This window comes from Acetobacter sp. (genome assembly GCF_047721705.1).
Classification (GTDB): domain Bacteria; phylum Pseudomonadota; class Alphaproteobacteria; order Acetobacterales; family Acetobacteraceae; genus Acetobacter.
Window position 1 is genome coordinate 44,227 of record NZ_JBDNXK010000005.1, and the last position, 19,870, is coordinate 64,096.

Genomic DNA, 19,870 nt, shown 5'->3' on the forward strand with positions numbered 1-19,870 from the left:
TCAGGCCTTCGGACCAGTTTCGCCGAAGATCAGCTTGTAGCGATCATCAACAGCCTTCAGGTGAGAACGGCTATCCATGGCGGCGTCCAACACTTCCGGCGCGATCCGACCGGCGATTTCCGGATCAGCGTCCAGATTTTCGCGGAAGGTCTTGAAGCCCGGCTTGCCGAGTTTGGTCCATGTCTCCATCGCACAGCGCTGCACGATACGGTACGCGTCCTCACGCAGCACGCCCGCACGGGCCAGAGCCAGCAGCACTTCGCCGGAATGCACAACACCGCCGAGGCTTTCGATGTTCGCGGCCATCTGGTCCGGATAGACCATCAGTTTGTCCATCATGCCCGCCAGACGGGCCAATGCGAAGTCGAGACCGATCGTCGCATCCGGGCAGATGTTCCGCTCAACCGAGGAGTGGCTGATGTCGCGCTCATGCCACAGCGCCACGTTCTCAAGCGCGGGGATGACAGCGGCACGCACCAGACGGGCCAGACCTGTCAGGTTCTCGGACAGGACCGGATTCCGCTTGTGCGGCATCGCGGACGAACCCTTCTGGCCTTTATGGAAGAACTCTTCTGCCTCGCGCACTTCCGAACGCTGGAGATGACGTACTTCCGTGGCCAGACGCTCGATGCCACTAGCGATAACAGCCAGCGCACAGAAATAGGCAGCATGACGATCGCGCGGAATGACCTGGGTGGAGACCGGCTCCGGCTTCAGCCCCAGCTTGTCGGAGACATAGGCTTCAACACGCGGGTCGAGATGCGCGAACGTGCCGACAGCACCGGAAATGGCGCAGGTGGCGATCTCGGCGCGAGCCGTTTCCAGACGCTTCTTGTTACGGTCGAACTCAGCGTAATGACCCGCCATCTTCAGACCGAAGGAGGTCGGCTCGGCATGGATGCCGTGGCTGCGGCCGATGGTCAGCGTGTATTTGTGCTCGAAAGCCTGCTTCTTCAGCGCAGCCAGAACCGTATCGAGGTCAGCCAGCAGAAGGTCGGTCGCCTGCGTAAGCTGGACCGAGAGGCAGGTGTCGAGCACGTCGGACGACGTCATGCCGAGATGCACGAAGCGGCTGTCGGGGCCGATCTTTTCCGCGAGCCATGTAAGGAAGGCGATCACGTCGTGACGGGTCTCGGCCTCGATCGCGTCGATGCGGTCGAGATCGGCCTGCGAGAACGCGGCCATCGCGGCGTCGCCCTTCTCGCGGATGGTGCGAGCGGAGTCCTTGGGGATCTCGCCCAGCTCGGCCATCGCCTCACATGCCAGAGCTTCGATCTCGAACCAGATCCGATAGCGGTTTTCGGGGGCCCAGATAGCCAGCATTGCGGGTCGTGTGTAGCGAGGCACCATGGGCGCGTTTCCTCTTTCGCGTGATGGGGAGGTGATCGAGGGATGCTCTAGACCATTTAGACGACCGTGGAAAAGGCCTCTCGGTGGGAAAGACCCTTGCCCCGGAGGGCTGTCTCTGGTCCAACGCAATCTGATGCCATGTACGGAAGAAAGCGCGGCGCGCGGAATTTCGTTCAGGTCTGCCGGGGAGTGAGGAAAGCGTGGCGCGAACGGGACAGAAAGCGGCGGGACTGCTGACCGCATTGGCGCTTACGGGGTGTTACGAGCAATATAACTATCGTCCTGCCGATTATCAGGAAGGCTGGCGGTTCGGCATGCATCAGGGTCATGCGGGCTGGTTCGATCAGCGTGGTCACTGGCAGGGCTGGTTCGATGGCAACCAGTGGCGTCCCTCTCATCCGGCTCCCAAGCCCTCGCCTACCCTGCCTTCCGTCATCGACAAGCTCAGACAGGAGGGCGATCAGGAACGGGCGGCAGCCAACCGCAAGACCGTGGGGCACGCAGTGCCCGTTCAGTCCACACCACACGCAGTACCAGCCAAGCTACTTACCGCTACACCTCAGCCAAACACTGCGCCGCCTGCCGCCATTCCTGCTCCAGCGACGGTATCGCCGGTGGTTCAGCCGTCCGCACCCGTCGTCGCGCCACAACGGCCGCCTGTATCGCCACCTGTCAAACCACCTGTCGTGAAACAGGCTCCTGTCATTGAGGAAACTCCGAAAGCGGTTGCGCCTGTCGCCCCTCAACCGGCGCCGCCCCCTCCAGCAGAAGTCATCCCCGAAGCGCCGGTTGAAGCACCCCCACGCCCCGCTCCGGCGATCCCGACGCCTGCCGTGCCGAAGACGCCGCAACATTACATCCCTGTGCCGCCGCCGCCGCCGCCCGAGGATGCGTTGCCACCGCTTTCGACAGAAGAGAATGCGCCAGACGAGATCGTGGTTCCTCCGGCGGGCAATTCCGGCAGCAAATAAAGGAGCGCAAGCAATGCCGAAGACAGACAGGGCAGCCCCGCTGACTGCATTGCGGGCGCTCCTGAAAAAGGAAGAGCTGGACGGCCTGATCGTTCCACGTAGCGATGAATATCTTGGGGAGTATGTGCCGCCCTGCGCCGAAAGGCTGGCGTGGATCACTGGCTTCACGGGAAGTGCAGGTCTTGCCGTCATTCTTGCCGAACGGGCAGCAGTCTTCTCCGATGGACGCTACATCACCCAGATGGACGATCAGGTGGATGGAGCGCTGTGGGATCGCCTGCATATCAGCGATACGCCACCAAAAGCATGGCTGTCAGACCATGCCCCCGAAGGTGCCCGCATCGGTTACGATCCACGGGTTATCAGCCAGACGGCGCTCGATGCATTGGATGCGCCCGGCATCATGCTGGTCCCGACCGGATTCGATCTTATTGACGCAATCTGGACGGATCGTCCCGCGCCTCCCTCCGCACCTGCACAGGTGCATCCTTTGGAATTTGCAGGCGAAAGCAGCGAAGCGAAACGCACTGCCCTTGCAGCCAAACTGGCCGAAACAGGGCAGGATGCGGCCATTCTCGCCGACACAACGTCCATCGCATGGTTGCTCAATATTCGTGGAACGGATGTGCCCTGCACGCCCGTCGTTCTCTCCTACGCCATTCTGCATGCTGATGGGCGTGTCGATCTTTTCGTAAATCCTCAGAAAATCACACCGGACGTCCGTGCGTGGCTCGGCGTTGCGGTGACGGTGCAGGCTCCGGATGCCCTCGAATCCGCGCTGAAAGCCCTTGGCGGCAAAACCGTGCGCATCGACCCGGCAGCGACGCCAGTATGGTTTGCGCAGGTTCTGGAAGCGGCAGGCGCAACGCTGGTGGAGGCCGCTGATCCGTGCGTGTTGCCCCGGGCCCGCAAGAACCACGTGGAGCAGGAAGGCGCGCGCGCGGCCCATCTCCGCGATGCGGTGGCGGTCTGTCGGTTCCTGCACTGGCTGGATGAGAATGCCGCAACTTCGACGGAGCTTGATCTGGTCGAACAACTCCGCGCCTTTCGGGCCGAAGCGCCGGAATATCGGGAAGATTCGTTCGATACCATTTCAGGCGCAGGCCCGAATGGCGCGATCATCCATTATCGCGTGACGCCCGAGACAAATCGCTCAGTTGGCACCGACACTGTCTATCTCGTGGACAGTGGGGCGCAGTATCCTGATGGCACGACGGACATCACCCGCACGATCTGGACCGGGCCCGGCGAGCCTCCGGCCGAGGTGACGGACGCCTTCACTCGTGTTCTGAAAGGCAATCTGCTGCTGGGCCGAACGGTCTTTCCTTCCGGAACCTCCGGCAGCGCGCTGGATGCGCTCGCCCGTTATGCGCTCTGGCAGGGCGGTCTGGATTTCGATCACGGCACCGGACACGGAGTCGGCAGCTATCTTTCGGTGCATGAGGGGCCGCAGCGCATTTCCAAGGTGCCCAATCGAGTCAGTCTGGAGCCGGGGATGATCCTCTCCAACGAACCCGGCTATTACCGTCCCGGCGCGTTCGGCATCCGGCTGGAGACTCTGCTGCTGGTGACGGCAACCGACGTCGGCAAGGACGGACGAAACTTTTTCGCCTTTGAAACGCTGACTCTCGCTCCTTTTGACCGCCGTCTTGTCGACGTGCGGCTGCTCGGCCCGGAAGCGGCGGAATTCCTTGATTCCTATCACGCGCAGGTTCTGAAAAAAGTCGGTCCCCTGCTGCCGGAAGATGCCAGAAAATGGCTGGCGCATGCCTGCTCTCCCATCAACAGGAAGTGAAAACACGCATTTGCGCATCGCGCTTTCACGCAATGCGAGGCAGAAGTGGCGGCGGATGCAAAGGGAGTTCATTATGACGAATAGCAAGACTATCCCCGCCACTCTCATTCCCGGTGACGGCATCGGCCCTGAAATCATGGAATCAGTGGTCGAGATTCTGGACGCCGTTGGCGCTCCGTTTATCTGGGAGCGTCACATCGCCGGCATGGCGGGTGTGGACGCCGTCAACGACCCTCTTCCGAAAGACACGCTTGAGAGCATCCGCAAGACAGGTCTGGCTCTCAAAGGCCCGCTAACGACACCGGTTGGTGGTGGCTTCAAGTCCATCAACGTCACGATGCGTCAGGAATTCGAACTTTACGCAAACCTCCGTCCGACAAAGACGATCATTCCGGGTGGCCGTTACGAGGATATCGATCTCGTGATCGTTCGTGAGAACCTCGAAGGCTATTACGCCGCGATGGAACACACGATCCCGGCCAATGGCGACGCGAAGGGCATTGCTCTCTCGGGTGGTTATGTTTCCCGCAAGGAATGTGAGCGCATCGTTCGCTTCGCGTTCGACTATGCCGTGAAGAACGGCCGCAAGAAGGTGACGCTGGTCCACAAGGCCAACATCATCAAGCAGATGTGCGGGATGTTCCTTGAGGCTGGCCGTAAGGTTGCCGAGGAATACAAGGGCAAGGTCGAGTGTGACGAGCGTATCGTCGACGCCTGTTCCATGCAGCTGGTGACCAACCCATGGCAGTTTGACGTGATCGTCACGACCAACCTGTTTGGTGACATCCTCTCCGATCAGGCTGCTGGCCTTGTCGGTGGTCTGGGTCTCGCACCGGGTGCGAACATCGGTGAAAAAGCTGCGATCTTCGAGGCGGTGCATGGCTCCGCTCCTGACATCGCAGGCAAGAACCTCGCCAACCCGCTGGCTCTCCTGCTGGCTGCGGTGATGATGCTGCGTCACGTTCGTCGTGATGATCTGGCTGACCGGATCGACACGGCGATCAAGAACCTGATCACCAGCGGCAAGGTCCGCACCCGCGACATGGGTGGCACGGCTGGCACGAAGGAACTGACGGCGGCGCTGAAGCAGGCTCTCGTCTGATCCTTTCACCATTGCGGTGAGGACGTCAGCAATGGCGTCCCTGAAAAACCCCTCTTTCATCCGGAAGAGGGGTTTTTCTTTTCTCGCACCCTCCCGCTTTCTTCCAGATCAACGCCGCAATTGGGTCACGATTTACCGGAAAGTTACCTGCTGGCCTCAGGATATCCCGGATCTGCTACCGGGAGAGCTCGTTGTCTACCTCATTGCCGTCAGAACGCCCGGCCGTCACAACCCGTCTGAAATCGCGTCTCGCAGGACTTCGCCCGGAAGACCGCGTTGATGCCTATACGCTTGCGCCACGTCGCCTGCTTCCAACCCGCGCGTTCTGCGGTGCGGAACTCATTCCTCCTCCCGCCCTTTCGCTGGGGCGATTCGCAAACAGGCGGCGTCACAAGGAACCGGTCTGGATTTCCATTCTGGCGGAAGGATGTCGGCTGGCCAGCGCTCTCCCTGCCGAATTGCGTCTGTCTCTTCCGGTTGAGACCGGAGATGCGTTTCCCGATGATCTTCTCGTCCAGATTGCCGATACGCTTTCAGCCCACAAACTCCCGGCTTACCGGCTCGATCTGGAATTCACGGAAGCCAGCCTCACCACTGACAGCGACAGCCTGTTCTATTCTCTTGCCGCCCTGCGCGATGCGGGAGCGGGTCTTGTTCTGGCGGGTTTCGGTACGGGTGTCACCAGTCTTTCCCTGTTGAGAGACCGAAGTTTTTCGGGGCTGATCACCGATGTGAAACTTGATCGACACCTGTTTGCTCACGACGACTCTTCCCAGATTGAAGCGGACCGGAGCATTGCCCGCGCCGTGGTTAGTCTGGGAAGGGATTTCGGCCTCAATACACGGGCCGATGGAATCGATACGGAAGAAACCCTCGCCTTTCTGACCGAAATCGGCTGCCAGTCCGGGAGAGGCTCGGTGCTGGGAGAACCTCAGGCCGTCTCAACTTTTCTGGATCGCTTTCCTTCCTGAGGGCAAAGAAAAGATCCCTTCATCCTCTCTGACATGGACAGAGCGGCAGGAGCCTCGTAATTCCCCCGGCCATGACACATTCCTCCTCCGCACCGATTGTCCGGCTTGGCATTGATTTCGGGACGACGAACAGCGTCCTTGTCCTGCGGGATGCCGATGGCGGCACCCGGACGATCCGTTTTCCCTCATCGAGTGGACCGGAAAGCGAGACATGCCGAACCCTCCTCGCTCTCTGGCAGGAGATGGTTGGAGGCAGAAGGCATGTCGAGCGCGCCATCGGTGCGGAAGCCATCGAAGCCTATCTTGATGATCCGGCTGAAACACGCCTCATCATGTCCATGAAGTCCTATCTGGCGCAGGCCAGCTTTCGCGAGACCCAGCTTTTCGGTCAGCGTGTCACACTGGAAACCCTGATCTCGACCTTTCTTCGGGCCCTGATGGACGCGGGTCATCTCCAGCCGGAACGCTGTGCCGTCACGGTCGGACGCCCGGTGCGATTCGTTGGAGACAACGCTGATAATGATCTGGGCGAAGCACGTCTGCGCGCCAGCTTTGCCGAAGCCGGGTTTGCCGATGTAGCGCTGATGCTCGAACCCGAAGCGGCTGGCTGGACCTTCGCACAAAGGCTGAACCGTCCGGCGACGGTGCTGGTGGGCGATTTCGGCGGTGGCACCAGCGACTTCTCGGTGATGCGGTTCGATCCGACCTCGCATGGCGCGACGGAAGCTCTCGGCTATGCTGGCGTCGGCCTCGCGGGCGATCAGTTCGACAAACGCATCATCGACAATGTGGTCGCGCCTTATCTGGGACGGGATTGCACCTTCAGCATCATGGGTGGTGAGCCTTTGCCCGTGCCTGTCGAGTGGTATGCGTCATTATCCCGCTGGCATCGTCTTTCATTGATGCGCACGCCCCGGATTCTCAATGAGATTGCTGACGTAGCGCGCACGGCGTCCGAACCGGAAAGACTGATGAATCTGATTGAGCTCATTCGCGAGCAGAACGGTCAGTTGCTTTACAACGCGGTGTCCACGACCAAACGGACGCTTTCCACGGAAGATCAGGCGTCTCTGACGTTCCGTCAGAAAGGTCTGGTCATTGAAGAAACTGTCAGCCGCGCTGATTTTGAAAGCTGGATAGCTCCGGATATCGAGCAACTCGGTGAAGGAATCGATCAGGCCGTAGCTCAGGCCGGGCTGTCCGCTGACAGAATCGACCGCGTCTTCCTGACCGGCGGCACATCTTTCGTGCCCGCCGTCCGCGCCCTGTTCACCAGTCGCTTTGGTGAAGAAAAGGTGGAAAAAGGCGGCGAGTTCGTGTCCGTGGCAGAAGGACTGGCGCTCGCTGAGCCCACACCTCTGGCGGCCTGACAGACGGATGATGCGCGGCAGGATTTCGCTGAAAAGGAGTTGTCAGCCGCGCTGGAACGGAGTGACACTCCGCGTCATGAACTGGCTGTCCCGTCTTTCCTGTCTGTGCCTGCCTCTTGGCGTCCTCTCCCTCTCCGTGCCGGCCCATGCCGTTCCAATGCCGGAGAAACCCGAAGCGACCGCAGCCGATCTGAATCCCTTCGTCGAATCCTCTTCCCAGATATGGGATGCAGTGGTGGCTTTGCCGGACAACCGGCTTGTGTTGGAAGCACCACGCTGGCTGGGCAATATCGCGCCGCAGATCAGTATCAGCACGGCCGGAGGCAGACCCACCCCTTATCCGAATGCGGACTGGAATGCTGCGGAAGGCGATCCGCAGACGCGATTCGTGGCTGTCACAGGCATGACGCGCGCGGGGGATGGTACACTCTGGATTGTCGATAGCGGCGTTCCCGACCGGGAACAGAAACCGGAAGCGCCCGCCAAACTGGTTGGCATTGATCCTTCGACGAACAAGGTGACGAAGGTCATACCGATCTCTGCGGATGCGCTCCGTCAGGGCAGCATCGTCTCGGGCATCGCAGTGCATGAGCAGACGGCCTATGTCGCGGATTCCGGCGTGGCCGGCGTAATCGTGATCGACCTGAAAAGCGGAGTCGCCCAGCGTTTCCTCGATCATGTGGAAGGGCTCACTGCCAAGCGGCCCATCATGGCGGCCGCGGGTGTTGTCAAAGCACGAGATGGAAGACCGCTGGCGATTGATGCGAGCCTCATCGCCATCAGTCCGGATGGGAAATGGCTGTATGTGATGCCTTACTGCGGGCCTCTATTCCGGGTTGCGACGACGCTGTTCAATGATCCCAATTCGACCAACACCGCGCTTCAGGAAAGCGCGACGCTTTGGTACAGAACGCATGCGCTGGGCGGCCTTACCGTCGGTCCGGACGGCACGCTTTACTGGTCCGACGTCACAACGGGCAGCATCGACAGCTATACCCCGGGACGTATCCCGCACCATCTGATCACCGATCCACGCCTGAAGTGGCCGGGCGGTCTGTCGCTCTCAGGCAACACGCTTTTTGTCCCTGCATCGCAACTCGATCAGGCCGCGCGCTTTCAGAATGGACAAGCGACGGTGCAGTGGCCCGTGACGGTCTATACGTTCCATGTGCCAGACGACGCCACTTCCGACGTTCTCCGCAAATAGTCCCCTCCCCGCCTCGCTTCAGAACGGCTATACACACCGCATGAAATACGTCTCTACCCGTGGCCAGGCCCCGGTTCGCTCCTTCTCCGACATCCTGCTTGCCGGGCTCGCCGAGGATGGCGGCCTCTATATGCCGGAAACATGGCCCCAGTTTTCCGCCGATGAGTGGCGGGCGATGCGCGGTCTGCCCTACCCGGAACTGGCTGCGAAGGTCATCGCGCCATTCACGGCGGGATCGATCGACCATGACACGCTGCTTGAGCTGTGTCGGGACGCCTATTCCCGCTTCGACCATGCGGCCATCGTGCCACTGACGCAGGTCGAGGACGGGCTGTTCGTGCAGGAGTTGTTCCACGGCCCGACGCTGGCCTTCAAGGACATGGCGCTCCAGTTGCTCGGCCGTCTGTTCGACCACGTTCTCACCGAGCGCGATGAACGCGTCACCATCGTGGGCGCCACTTCGGGCGATACGGGTTCCGCTGCCATCGAAGCCTGTCGTGGGCGTGATCGCCTGACGGTGGTGATCCTGCATCCCGAAGGCCGCACCTCCGACGTGCAGCGCCGCCAGATGACGACGGTGCTGGATAACAACATCACCAACCTCGCCATCAAGGGCACGTTCGACGACTGTCAGGACATGGTGAAGGCGATGTTCGCCGATCTGCCGTTCCGTCAGGACATGAAGCTGTCGGCCGTCAATTCGATCAACTGGGCGCGGATCGCGGCTCAGGTGCCCTATTATGTCTATTCCGCGCTGGCTCTCGGCGCGCCGGATCGTGAGGTCTCGTTCGCGGTGCCAACCGGCAATTTCGGCAATGTGCTCGCGGCGTGGGTGGCGAAGCAGATGGGGCTGCCCATCAGGCATCTCTGCGTCGGCTCGAACCGTAACGACATCCTGTCCCGCTTCCTCAACAGCAACGACATGAGCACGCGCAAGGTTGTGCCGAGCTTGTCGCCGTCGATGGACATTCAGGTATCCTCGAACTTCGAACGGTTACTGTTCGAATATCTCGGCCGGGATGCCGAGGCCTGCGCGAAGCTGATGACCGGCTTCCGGACCACTGGCAAGATGGATGTGCCAGAAAAGGTGTGGGAATCGATTCACACGCTTTTCTCGGGTATCGCCCTTGATGACGAGGAAACGGAAGCCCAGATCCGTTCCATGCACGAGAAGAGCCAGTATCTCGCTGACCCGCATACGATCATCGGCATTGCCGCAGGCCGGAAGTTCCGTGAACCCGGCATTCCGATGGTAGCGATGGCGACGGCGCATCCGGCGAAATTCCCGGATGCGATGCGAGCGGCAACCGGCATCAAACCCGCCCTGCCACCAGCGCTTGCGGATCTCTTCGACCGTGAAGAGCGTTTCCGGGTAGTGGACAGCACACTCGATGGTGTTGAAGATGCAGTAAGGGCGGCGGCTCTTTCCAATCGTCACTGATTTCAATTTCCGAGGCGGCCTTGAGCCGCCTCTCCTTTCAGGACTCTCATGACTGATCCCATCCAGCAGACACGCCTTCCCTCCGGCCTGACGGTCGTCACTGAACGTATGGACCGGGTGGAAACAGTGTCATTCGGCGCTTATGTTGCGACCGGAACACGTAACGAGCGTCCCGAAGAAAATGGTGTTTCGCATTTTCTGGAGCACATGGCGTTCAAGGGCACGAACACCCGGTCCGCAGTCCGGATTGCGGAAGAAATCGAGAATGTGGGTGGTCACATCAACGCCTACACGGCGCGGGAGCTGACGGCCTATTACGTCAAGCTGCTGAAGGAAGATCTGCCGCTTGGTGTGGACATCATCGGCGATATCCTGACGCATTCGACTTTCCTGCCTGAGGAAGTGGAACGTGAGCGTGGCGTGATCCTGCAGGAGATCGGTCAGGCGAACGATACGCCGGACGACATCATTTTCGATCATTTTCAGGAGACGGCATTTAGCGGTCAGGCGATGGGGCTTCCCACGCTGGGCACGGAAAAACTCATCCGTGAGATGAGCCGTGAGACGCTGATGTCCTATATGCGCACGCATTACACGACACAGAATGTCGTCGTGGCGGCAGCGGGCAATCTGCACCACGACAAGGTTGTGGAAATGGTGGAACGCCATTTCGCGGATTTGCCGACAGGCGCCGTGCCGGAGCGAACAGCCGGTCATTATGTCGGTGGCGAATTCCGTCTACCAAAGGAACTGGATCAGGCGCACATCCTGCTTGGCTTCCCCAGCGTCCGTTACGGTGATCCTGACTACTACCCAGCACTTCTGCTCTCGACCCTTCTGGGGGGAGGCATGTCCTCACGGCTGTTTCAGGAAATCCGTGAAAAGCGTGGGCTGGTCTATTCGGTCTATTCCTTCACTACGCCTTTCCTCGATAGCGGTCTGTTCGGCATCTATGCCGGAACGGGCGAGGAAGAAGCGCGCGAGTTGCTGCCGGTCACGCTGGCCGAATTGCAGAAAGTGCAGCAGTCGATTGAAATGGACGAACTGACCCGTGCGCGGGCGCAGCTCAAATCATCGCTGCTGATGTCGCTGGAAAGCACAGGCAGCCGCTGTGAGCAGATTGGCCGACAGCTTCAGATCTTTGGTCGACTGATCCCGATTGCCGAGACTGTCAGCCGGATTGATGCCGTGACACCCGCCGATATTTGTCGGGTGGCTGGCAAGATCTTCTCGGGACAGCCGACGCTTGCCTCGATCGGTCCGGTAGATGGCGTGATGGGACTCGACACCTTGCAGGGACGGCTTGCAGCATGACGCGTTCTCCTCTCGATTTCGCCTGCGAACTCACTGAGCGCGCGACAAAGAAAGGCGCGGATGCGGCGGACGCCATTTATGTCGGCAGCACTTCGCTGGGCGTGAGTGTCCGCAATGGCGTGACGGAGGAGCTGGAACGGTCGGAGACGACCGATCTCGGCCTGCGCGTTTTCGTCGGTCAGAAATCGGCTATCATCTCTACCTCTACGCTGGACGTAGAGCGGTTCGATGCACTGGTTGAACAGGCGCTAGCTATGGCGCAGGTGCTGCCGGAAGATATTCATGCCGGTCTACCCCAGAATGTGCCTGTGATCGGACGCGTGACGACGAACAATCTTGATCTGGTGGATACGACTGAGCCGGATGCCGAATCCTTGCTGGAGCGTGCCCGTAAGACGGAGGATGCCGCGCGGGCCGTCTCTGGCGTGACCAATTCGGCTGGCGCGAGCGCAACATGGGGGCGCAGTGTCATAGGACTGGCGAGTTCCGCTGGTGTCGCCGGGAGCTACGCCCGCACACGCCATTCCGTGTCCATGAGCGCGCTTGCGGGTCAGGGCACAGGCATGCAGCGTGACTGGGATTTCCACTCGACGGTTTACCTGTCCGATCTGCGGGATGGCGCGTTGATCGGTGCGCAGGCCGGGCGGAATGCAGTGGCTCGTCTCAATCCGACACAGCCGCGTACGGGCGTGATGCCCGTGGTCTATGCGCCGCGCGTGGCCAATGGTTTGCTGGGCCATCTCACGGGTGCGATCAACGGTGTTTCGATTGCACGCGGCACCTCGTTCCTGAAGGACAAACTCGGACAGCGTGTATTTCCGGAAGGCATCCGTGTGATCGATGATCCTCACCGGATGCGTGGTCTGCGCTCCAAGCCATTTGATGGTGAAGGCATTGCGACCGAACCGCTTGAACTGGTGGCGGATGGCGTCCTGCAGCACTGGTTGCTGGACTGCCGGAGTGCGCGGCAACTGGGGCTGACGACAAATGGACATGCGAGCCGGGGCGTTTCCTCGCCACCCTCCCCCGGCGTGTCCAATCTGTATTTCGCGCCGGGCGATGCGTCTCCGGAAGAACTGATCGCCGATATTGCCGAGGGCGTCTATGTAACTGAAATGATGGGCTCGGCCATCAATGGTATCACGGGTGATTACAGCCGTGGTGCCTCCGGCTTCATGATCCGCAATGGCCAGCTTGCCGAACCGATTGCAGAGTTCACAGTTGCCGGCAATCTTCTGGACATGTTTGGCCGGTTACAAGTGGCAAACGATCTTTCGTTCCAGTTCGGATCGGATGCGCCAACAATCCGGATTGACGCCATGAGCGTCGCTGGAAACTGAGGCTTATCCGATCCGTTCTCATGACCATGCTCCCATGACGGGAAGGTCCACACCAGCTTTGGAGGTTGCTCTGTCATCTGTGAAGCGTCGACCGGTTCTGATGTCAGCACTGGTTCTTGCTCTTTCTCTGGCCTCGTTTCCGCAGTTCGCTGATGCCCGCGCGGGATCTGGCAGTTCAAGCGGCAGTCGGGGCAGCCGCACATGGTCGGCTCCGCCCCCAACGCGCACGTCGCCCTATGGCGCGGCCCCCATGGAGCGCTCCATAGCGCCGCAGCAGCCGATGCCCGGATATGGCCAGAATTATGGCACCCGCCCCATGGGGCCGGGTCAGATGGGCGCTGGCACGATGATGGGACGACCGCGTCATCCCTTCCTGACAGGGTTTGCAGGCGGGATGCTTGGTGCGGGACTGTTCGGCATGCTGTCCGGCCACGGCTTCATGGGCGGCATTCACGGGCTGTTCGGCTTTCTGGGTCTGCTGATCCAGATTGCTCTGGTCGTGCTGGTCGCGCGCTGGTTGTGGAGTCTTTTCAACCGGAGGCGTGCCGGAGGCGGTGGTTTGACACCTGCGAATGGCATGGGGAGCCGCCCGACGGGTAATCAGCGGCCTCTGGAAATCAGCGCGCGGGACTATCAGGCGTTCCAGCAGTTGCTGTTTAATGTTCAGGCCGCGTGGAGCCAGCAGAACATCCCGGCCCTTCAGGGCATGGCGACACCCGAGATGGTCAGCTACTTCAATCAGCAGCTGGCCACTCTGGCGAGCCGCGGTGAACGTAACGTCGTCTCTGATGTTCGCTTTCTGCAGGGCGATCTGTCGGAGGCGTGGTCAGAGAATGGCTATGACTACGCGACGGTTGCCATGCGTTACAGTCTGGTAGATCTGACCACCGATATGACGGGCCGCGTTGTTGAGGGCAGTTCAGCCGAACCGGTTGTTGTCACCGAACTGTGGACATTCGTTCGCCCTTCGGCAGGGGGCGCCTGGCTGCTTTCCGCTATCCAGCAGACACGGTGAATTATGTTGCGGGGGTGGCTTCCGCCTCCGCAGCCACGACGCTTTCCGGAGCGCTATCCGGCTTTTCGTCCCATTCGTCCGACAGACTCTTCAGCCTTTTTTCAATGGCGAGTTTTCGTTTTCTCGCATTGAACTGGCGCACGAGCTTTACGCCGAACAGGGAAAGTTCCAGCACGAACCAGCCACCACCAGCAGCGCTCCACCCGAGAACGCTGTGCACCGGGTTCATCAAGACATTGATGGCCGCTTCCATGCTGCCATCCGCGTCCCATACCTGATGGAGCGGATGGACAAGGGCAGCGAACGTGTAAGGCATCATCATTCTGGCTGAGGCCTCACCACGCTTCGAATCCATGACATAGACTGCAAGAGCGGGCAGCAGCATGACGCCGATGATCAGGACGTAACCGGGCATCCATGCAAGGGCCGCCCCACAGAGCAAACCCTGCATCCATTTCTGCATGGAGCCTGATCGTTTCTGCTGTGCCGTTGTGGTGGATGTGGCCATCAGAACATGATCTCCGCGCATAGCGAACCGATCGCGCATATGACGCCGACGGACGTTGCGAGACTGATCATTTCTCTCTGCGTTTCCGGCAGAACGTCAATTTTCATATGCTGCAATTCGGAACGCTCTTCTTCGAGACGGGCCCGTTCCTGTTGTGCCGCGAGGCACGCCAGCTGATCGTTTTTCAATGACTGTTTATCGTTGAGAAGCTCGTACATCTGGCCCAGATCACCTGCAGTCGCCAGCGAAGCCAGTCGCTCCCCTCTGGCCGTTCTTTCGCTGCGGCTGCGCCATTTCTTGAGCTCCGAGGAGAGATGCGGCAGCAGTTTCCGCCCAATGCCCCCCAATGGACCGACAGCGTAAAGGCGCTGCAACCGCGCCAGAAGCAGCAGATCAAGGGACCATGTATTTTTGGTGGTCAGCAGATCAGCCAGATAATCGACAAGACGCGCTCTTACGGCTGCGATAATCATGAAATTCGTCATATGCGCATCAAGAATCGCACTTGTGTTTCCTGACGCCCCCGTTGTCTGGGCAGTATTCAGCCATAGCAACAGCGCCTGCGGCGTAGAGAACCGTTGAGCAGCGCATTGAGGCGAAAGGCATGCCTGAAACGGGTTAAGCATGTACGGCAAACGGATCACGTCCACCGCAGTGACCATATCCAGCTGACCGGCTGTTTTCTGTGTGGATCGGCAGGCTTTTGCCTCGTCAGGCAGGAGACTTTGCTGGGCAAATTTTTCTAGTCTACCTTTATTGAGCACTTCCAGAACAAGCGTAGCGGTATCAGCGGCGCTTTGTCCCGTCTGGGACAGACTTGTCGTGACCATCTGACCGAGCGCATCCGGCCACAACCATACACCTTGCCAGACCATGGGCATGGTCGGCTCAATGATGGCCATAATCTCCATGAAGAGCGATGCTGAAGCCTGCGTCTCATCTTCCGCAAGGGCTGCATCCTTGGGAAGCATGGAAAGTTTCGTCGCAGCCTGCGTAAGCCCCAGTTCGTAAGATAGCCAACGCTCGATAAGTCCACGCACGAACAGGCCGGTAAATTCGCGCCTGTATTGAACAGCGTACCAAACGAGCGCGCGGGTCGTGCGAATCTTGACCGAGCCAAGCATGATCGCGGCGGTCGCCGTCGGAACGCGGCGGACTACAAAACCTTTGTGGCCTGCCGCATTCAGAAGGTCGCGCGGGGTCGGACGGAGGGTGGGATCGTCCGACAGCATGGCTGCCAGCAGTTGAGCGACGTCCGGTGAAAGGGCCAGCGTTCCCGCAAAGACCGCGAAACTTCCTTTCTGGATTCGCTCTTCAATCAATGCTCCCGGGGCATCATTCTGGTAGGGGTCACACCCTTTAAGGAGCCAGATTGCCAGAGCACCCAAGGAGAAAACGTCGTCGGCAATTGTCCCGTTGCCACGCGCAGCCGGACTACAGATGGCTGATCCCAGGGACTCGAAACGCTGGGGCTGATGGAATGCTGGCGGAGCAGACAGTCCTGGCCCAAGCATCACCGTTGCCTTACCACCCGGATCGAACACATTGTCCGGTCGGATGGCGCGGTGCGTCAGTCCGGCTTCGTGATAGGTATGAAGGACACGGGCAAGCGGAACGATCACGCGGTCGATAACCGCAGCTTCCGTCCAACCGCTACTTTCCGAAAGGGGAATCCCTACTGGCGGGTCACAAATGATCCAGACAGCGCCAGTTTTGTCGTTGACGCTGCGGACCTTCATCAGATGAGGCGAGTTGACCTGCAGGAAACTGGGTGCATTGGCGCGGACAGGCAGAAAAGCGTTTGGCGCGAGTGCCAGAAGCTCCGCTGCGGGAGACATGGTATCCCGTGCCGTATAAGTGGGACATTTTACAAAATCGGGCAGCTTGTGAGCCAGATTGATGACGTAACGTCCGTCAACCGTGATGGTCTGGCTGTCTTCTGTTTCCGCCTGTCCGAATTCTTCCGCCTCGGCCATGCTCGCCCTTTACGCACTGGTGAATGCGTAAAGGGTAATACGCAGCCCTTAACGGACTGCTTATGAATGACGGGATTCGATTTTATGCGTCGAAAGGATCGCGCATCAGGATCGTGTCGTCACGTTCCGGGCTGGTGGAAAGAAGCGTCACAGGCGCTTCCACCAGTTCTTCGATACGACGGACATATTTGATCGCCTGCGCGGGAAGCTCCGCCCAGCTTCGCGCACCCTTGGTGGACTCGCCCCAGCCATCGACCATTTCGTAGACTGGTTTCACCCGGGCCTGCGCGGCCGTTCCTGCCGGGAAGCGCTTGATGATTTTTCCATCCAGCTCATAGCCGACACAGATTCCGATCTTGTCCAGCCCATCCAGAACATCGAGCTTGGTCAGGGCCAGACCATTCACACCGCCGACCTGCACTGCGTGGCGCACGAGCGTCGCATCGAACCAGCCACAACGACGAGGACGGCCTGTAACTGTGCCGAATTCATGACCACGCTCACCCAAGACGCGGCCCGTTTCATCAAACAACTCGCTGGGGAACGGTCCCTCGCCTACGCGGGTAGTATAGGCCTTGGCGATACCCAGAACAAAACCTGCGGCGGATGGGCCCATACCGGAGCCGGTGCCTGCGTTTGAAGCAACCGTGTTGGAGCTGGTCACGAACGGATAGGTGCCATGGTCCACGTCCAACATGACGGCCTGCGCGCCCTCGAAGAGAATTTTGCTGGACGCCTTGCGTTCCGCTTCCAGAAGATCGGCTACGGGCGCCATGTACGGCAGGACTTTCGGGGCGATGTCATTGAGGAACGCCAGCACCTCGGCCTTTTCGAACGTCGGCGCGCCGAGGCCAGCAAGCAGAGTGTTATGGTGGAGAAGCAGTTCGTCCACTTTCCAGTCCAGCGTTTCCGGCTCAGCCAGATCGCAAAGACGGATGGCGCGACGGGCGACTTTATCTTCGTAAGCCGGACCAATGCCGCGACCGGTCGTGCCGATCTTGCGATCACCGCGCGCGGCCTCACGCGCGCGGTCGAGCGCGCCATGCAGCGGCAGGATGAGGGGCACGTTTTCCGCGATCTTCAGTGTTTCTGGAGAGACGTTGAGATTCTGCGCGACCACGCGGTCGATTTCGGCAAGAAGCGCCTGTGGGTCAACGACCACGCCATTGCCGATGACGCCCATCTTGCCCCGAACGAGGCCGGATGGCAGCAGCGAGAGCTTGTAGGTCTGATCTCCCACCACCAGCGTGTGACCGGCGTTGTGACCACCCTGAAAGCGGACGACGACATCGGCGCGGCTGGCGAGCCAGTCGACAATCTTGCCCTTGCCCTCATCGCCCCACTGGGTTCCGATTACGGTGACATTCGACATGACGCAGCTTCTCCGATGGTGAAAGTCGGGCCTTCGCCCTCAGGAACAGAAATTAGGTGATCAGGTAACGGGAACGATTTTACCGTCGCGGCTCAGGAAGGAACAGGCCAGGCGACGGGCCTCGTCCTCTTCATGCGCATGAGAGACAAGACCGGCCACAGTGACGTAGCCTTTGTCCCGCAAGGCGCGGCCAACGGATTCCGCCGTCCCGAACGGCAGATACACACGGCTGGGATGCGGACCACGCGGAGCAGTCCGGAAGACGGCATTGGGGCGCAATGTAAGGCCACATGCGGGCTCATCATCATTGCAGAGATAGCGGCCCCCCCGCCCAAGCTCCTCGGATGAACCGAGCGCATAGACGGAAACGCAGACGCCCGTGTGATATTTCCAGCCGCGGAATTCCACAGGATCAATGGTGACCTGACAGTTTGGCACACGCGCCCGGATGGCCGTCGCGGAAATCATGAGACGGTCACTGAAGGGACGGACCGAAGCGGGCAGATCCGCTTCCTTCAGGGCAGCCAGCGCCTGATCCGCATCGCCAGCAGCGGACAGGAGACGCATCAGGACTTCAGCAATCGGGCCGCCATGCTCCGCTACTGCGGCAGTATCCTTACGATCCAGCGCATGCATGAGCGCTGTCGCTTTCGCAGCGGATAGGCCTGCCTGCTCGATCAGCGCCGGAGCAAGCGGCGGCATGGTAAGATCGAACGAGATGTCTGTGATGCCAACGCGGGTCAGGGCTTCAGCGGCGACTGCAACGACCTCGGCATCAGCCTCCGCGCTGTCCGGGCCGATCAGTTCAATGCCCGCCTGCCCTATCTGGCGCTCGGTCTGGCCGGCCGTGCCGTTCCCAACCAGAACAGCCTGTCCGGCATAGGAAAGACGCAGAGGACGCGGTGCACCATGCAGGCGCGTGGCAGCAATACGGGCGACCTGAGGCGTAATGTCCGGACGGAGCGCCATCATCCGGCGCGTATCGGGGTCCATCAGACGGAAAGCCTGCTCCGTCAGCGCGGCGCCAGCGCCAGCACCGAGCAGCGTGTCCTCGAACTCCAGCAGCGGAGGCGCCACCCGTTCGTATCCGTGGCTTGCGAACACGGACAGAAGAGCCTGTGTGCCTTCTGCTTCGGTCTGTGCATCGACAGGCAGCAGGTCGATGAAGCCGGGCGGCAGGAGGGCCGGAGAGAGAAGCTGATCGCGCGTCATGCGGCGCTCATACCATTGTAAGGCATCTGCGTCATGTGGAGTTTCTCCCTTACGACCGCAGGGTAGCGCCGGTGGCCTTGGCGACGGCGGCGATCACCTTCTCCGATACGGCTTCCAGCTGAGCGTCCGTCAGGCTGGCGTCCTTCGGCTGGATGACGATTTCGATGCCGACCGACTTCTGGCCTTCCGGCAGCTTGTCGCCCTCGTAGATGTCGAAGAGCGACACGCCCGTGATCAGGTTGCGCTCGGCCCCCTTGGCAGCACGAAGGATGCTCTCCACCGGCACGTCATGCGCGGCGAGGAAGGCGAAATCGCGTCTCACCGGCTGGAACGGCGACAGGTCAGGCGCGGACTTCTTGCGGCGCTTGGGCTCGGGGATACGATCGAGGAATACCTCGAACGCCACGACCGGTGAGTCGAACCCGGCTTCCTGAAGGATGGACGGGTGCAGTTCGCCGAAATGGGCCAGCACGTTTTTCGGTCCCTGACGCAGCACGCCGGAACGGCCGGGATGGTAATAGCCGGGCGCGTCAGGTGTGGCGGTCAAGGCGTCAGGCGGTACACCGAGAGAGGTCAGCACGTCGAACGCGTCGGCCTTGGCGGCGGCGAAGGTCATGGGGGCCGCTGTCACACCCGGCTGGCGCGGCGTGCGGCCAGCACGAAGCCCGGCGGCAATTGTCGTCTGACCTTCGGCGCTGAAGGCTGCTCCGATCTCGCATAGGCCCAGATCAGGCCAGCCACGGGCCGCATTGCGACGGGCGGCGGCGAGCAGATTCGGCACGGGCGTCGGGCGCATCTGGTCGAGGTCAGCGGCGATGGGGTTCAGCAGACGCAGGGATTCCGGCGCATCACCGAACTTGCGGGCCTCGTCATACGCGATGAAGGAGAAGCCGATAGTCTCCATCAGGCCTCGCGCCGTCATGACG

General features: G+C 60.4%; 15 protein-coding genes and 1 pseudogene. 10 read left to right on the plus strand and 6 right to left on the minus strand.

What is annotated here, in order from left to right:
- Positions 1 to 1,350 carry an adenylosuccinate lyase gene (gene purB / locus ABF824_RS01760; protein WP_415486097.1) on the minus strand — a complete coding sequence of 450 codons (1,350 nt, stop codon included), beginning with the start codon at positions 1,348 to 1,350 and terminating at the stop codon, positions 1 to 3.
- A 200-nt stretch (positions 1,351 to 1,550) separates the two neighbouring features.
- Here purB and ABF824_RS01765 point away from each other — a divergent pair, with 200 nt between their 5' ends.
- The 10 genes from ABF824_RS01765 to ABF824_RS01810 all read left to right on the plus strand — a co-directional run bounded on the left by ABF824_RS01765 (position 1,551) and on the right by ABF824_RS01810 (position 13,876).
- A complete protein-coding gene (locus tag ABF824_RS01765) occupies positions 1,551 to 2,321 on the plus strand; it encodes a hypothetical protein (protein ID WP_415486098.1) in 771 nt (256 codons plus the stop codon).
- 13 nt (positions 2,322 to 2,334) lie between these two features.
- Entirely contained in the window at positions 2,335 to 4,116 is a 1,782-nt protein-coding gene (locus ABF824_RS01770) for an aminopeptidase P family protein (protein ID WP_415486099.1), read from the plus strand.
- 73 nt (positions 4,117 to 4,189) lie between these two features.
- The gene (locus ABF824_RS01775) at positions 4,190 to 5,218 is read left to right on the plus strand and encodes an isocitrate/isopropylmalate dehydrogenase family protein (protein WP_415486100.1); all 1,029 of its coding nucleotides are present in this window, start codon (positions 4,190 to 4,192) and stop codon (positions 5,216 to 5,218) included.
- Positions 5,219 to 5,409: 191 nt separating this feature from the next.
- Positions 5,410 to 6,189 carry an EAL domain-containing protein gene (locus tag ABF824_RS01780; protein WP_415486101.1) on the plus strand — a complete coding sequence of 260 codons (780 nt, stop codon included), beginning with the start codon at positions 5,410 to 5,412 and terminating at the stop codon, positions 6,187 to 6,189.
- A gap of 71 nt (positions 6,190 to 6,260) precedes the next feature.
- Complete coding sequence (locus tag ABF824_RS01785) at positions 6,261 to 7,559, plus strand: Hsp70 family protein (protein WP_415486102.1); 1,299 nt, start codon at positions 6,261 to 6,263, stop codon at positions 7,557 to 7,559.
- Positions 7,560 to 7,635: 76 nt separating this feature from the next.
- The gene (locus ABF824_RS01790) at positions 7,636 to 8,766 is read left to right on the plus strand and encodes an L-dopachrome tautomerase-related protein (RefSeq protein WP_415486103.1); all 1,131 of its coding nucleotides are present in this window, start codon (positions 7,636 to 7,638) and stop codon (positions 8,764 to 8,766) included.
- Between the two features lie 40 nt (positions 8,767 to 8,806).
- Entirely contained in the window at positions 8,807 to 10,207 is a 1,401-nt protein-coding gene (gene thrC / locus ABF824_RS01795; protein ID WP_415486104.1) for a threonine synthase, read from the plus strand.
- Between the two features lie 48 nt (positions 10,208 to 10,255).
- The gene (locus ABF824_RS01800) at positions 10,256 to 11,521 is read left to right on the plus strand and encodes a M16 family metallopeptidase (protein WP_415486105.1); all 1,266 of its coding nucleotides are present in this window, start codon (positions 10,256 to 10,258) and stop codon (positions 11,519 to 11,521) included.
- On the plus strand, positions 11,518 to 12,861 hold the full coding sequence (locus ABF824_RS01805) for a TldD/PmbA family protein (protein ID WP_415486106.1): 1,344 nt from the start codon (positions 11,518 to 11,520) through the stop codon (positions 12,859 to 12,861). Before ABF824_RS01800 ends, ABF824_RS01805 begins: the two co-directional genes overlap by 4 nt.
- 34 nt (positions 12,862 to 12,895) lie before the next feature.
- Positions 12,896 to 13,876: a TIM44-like domain-containing protein gene (locus ABF824_RS01810; protein WP_415486107.1), complete on the plus strand. Its 981-nt coding sequence runs from the start codon at positions 12,896 to 12,898 to the stop codon at positions 13,874 to 13,876.
- Between the two features lies 1 nt (position 13,877).
- Here ABF824_RS01810 and ABF824_RS01815 read toward each other — a convergent pair whose 3' ends face one another.
- The 5 genes and pseudogenes from ABF824_RS01815 to ABF824_RS01835 form a co-directional block, all read right to left on the minus strand.
- Positions 13,878 to 14,384, minus strand: a complete 507-nt coding sequence (locus tag ABF824_RS01815; RefSeq protein ID WP_415486108.1) for a hypothetical protein — start codon at positions 14,382 to 14,384, stop codon at positions 13,878 to 13,880.
- Entirely contained in the window at positions 14,384 to 16,360 is a 1,977-nt protein-coding gene (locus tag ABF824_RS01820) for a hypothetical protein (protein WP_415486109.1), read from the minus strand. Before ABF824_RS01820 ends, ABF824_RS01815 begins: the two co-directional genes overlap by 1 nt.
- 82 nt (positions 16,361 to 16,442) lie before the next feature.
- The gene (locus ABF824_RS01825) at positions 16,443 to 17,732 is read right to left on the minus strand and encodes an adenylosuccinate synthase (protein WP_415486110.1); all 1,290 of its coding nucleotides are present in this window, start codon (positions 17,730 to 17,732) and stop codon (positions 16,443 to 16,445) included.
- A 60-nt stretch (positions 17,733 to 17,792) separates the two neighbouring features.
- Positions 17,793 to 18,944 carry an ATP phosphoribosyltransferase regulatory subunit gene (locus ABF824_RS01830; RefSeq protein WP_415486111.1) on the minus strand — a complete coding sequence of 384 codons (1,152 nt, stop codon included), beginning with the start codon at positions 18,942 to 18,944 and terminating at the stop codon, positions 17,793 to 17,795.
- Positions 18,945 to 18,993: 49 nt separating this feature from the next.
- Positions 18,994 to 19,870 (minus strand): annotated as a pseudogene (locus ABF824_RS01835) (phenylalanine--tRNA ligase subunit beta); the annotation flags it as partial.

Coding starts and splice junctions, on each gene's coding strand:
- purB (WP_415486097.1), bottom strand. CDS start 1,350: ATGGTGCCTCGCTACACACGACCCGCAATGCTGGCTATCTGGGCCCCC.
- ABF824_RS01770 (WP_415486099.1), top strand. CDS start 2,335: ATGCCGAAGACAGACAGGGCAGCCCCGCTGACTGCATTGCGGGCGCTC.
- ABF824_RS01775 (WP_415486100.1), top strand. CDS start 4,190: ATGACGAATAGCAAGACTATCCCCGCCACTCTCATTCCCGGTGACGGC.
- ABF824_RS01785 (WP_415486102.1), top strand. CDS start 6,261: ATGACACATTCCTCCTCCGCACCGATTGTCCGGCTTGGCATTGATTTC.
- ABF824_RS01790 (WP_415486103.1), top strand. CDS start 7,636: ATGAACTGGCTGTCCCGTCTTTCCTGTCTGTGCCTGCCTCTTGGCGTC.
- thrC (WP_415486104.1), top strand. CDS start 8,807: ATGAAATACGTCTCTACCCGTGGCCAGGCCCCGGTTCGCTCCTTCTCC.
- ABF824_RS01800 (WP_415486105.1), top strand. CDS start 10,256: ATGACTGATCCCATCCAGCAGACACGCCTTCCCTCCGGCCTGACGGTC.
- ABF824_RS01805 (WP_415486106.1), top strand. CDS start 11,518: ATGACGCGTTCTCCTCTCGATTTCGCCTGCGAACTCACTGAGCGCGCG.
- ABF824_RS01810 (WP_415486107.1), top strand. CDS start 12,896: ATGACGGGAAGGTCCACACCAGCTTTGGAGGTTGCTCTGTCATCTGTG.
- ABF824_RS01815 (WP_415486108.1), bottom strand. CDS start 14,384: ATGGCCACATCCACCACAACGGCACAGCAGAAACGATCAGGCTCCATG.
- ABF824_RS01820 (WP_415486109.1), bottom strand. CDS start 16,360: ATGGCCGAGGCGGAAGAATTCGGACAGGCGGAAACAGAAGACAGCCAG.
- ABF824_RS01825 (WP_415486110.1), bottom strand. CDS start 17,732: ATGTCGAATGTCACCGTAATCGGAACCCAGTGGGGCGATGAGGGCAAG.
- ABF824_RS01830 (WP_415486111.1), bottom strand. CDS start 18,944: ATGACGCGCGATCAGCTTCTCTCTCCGGCCCTCCTGCCGCCCGGCTTC.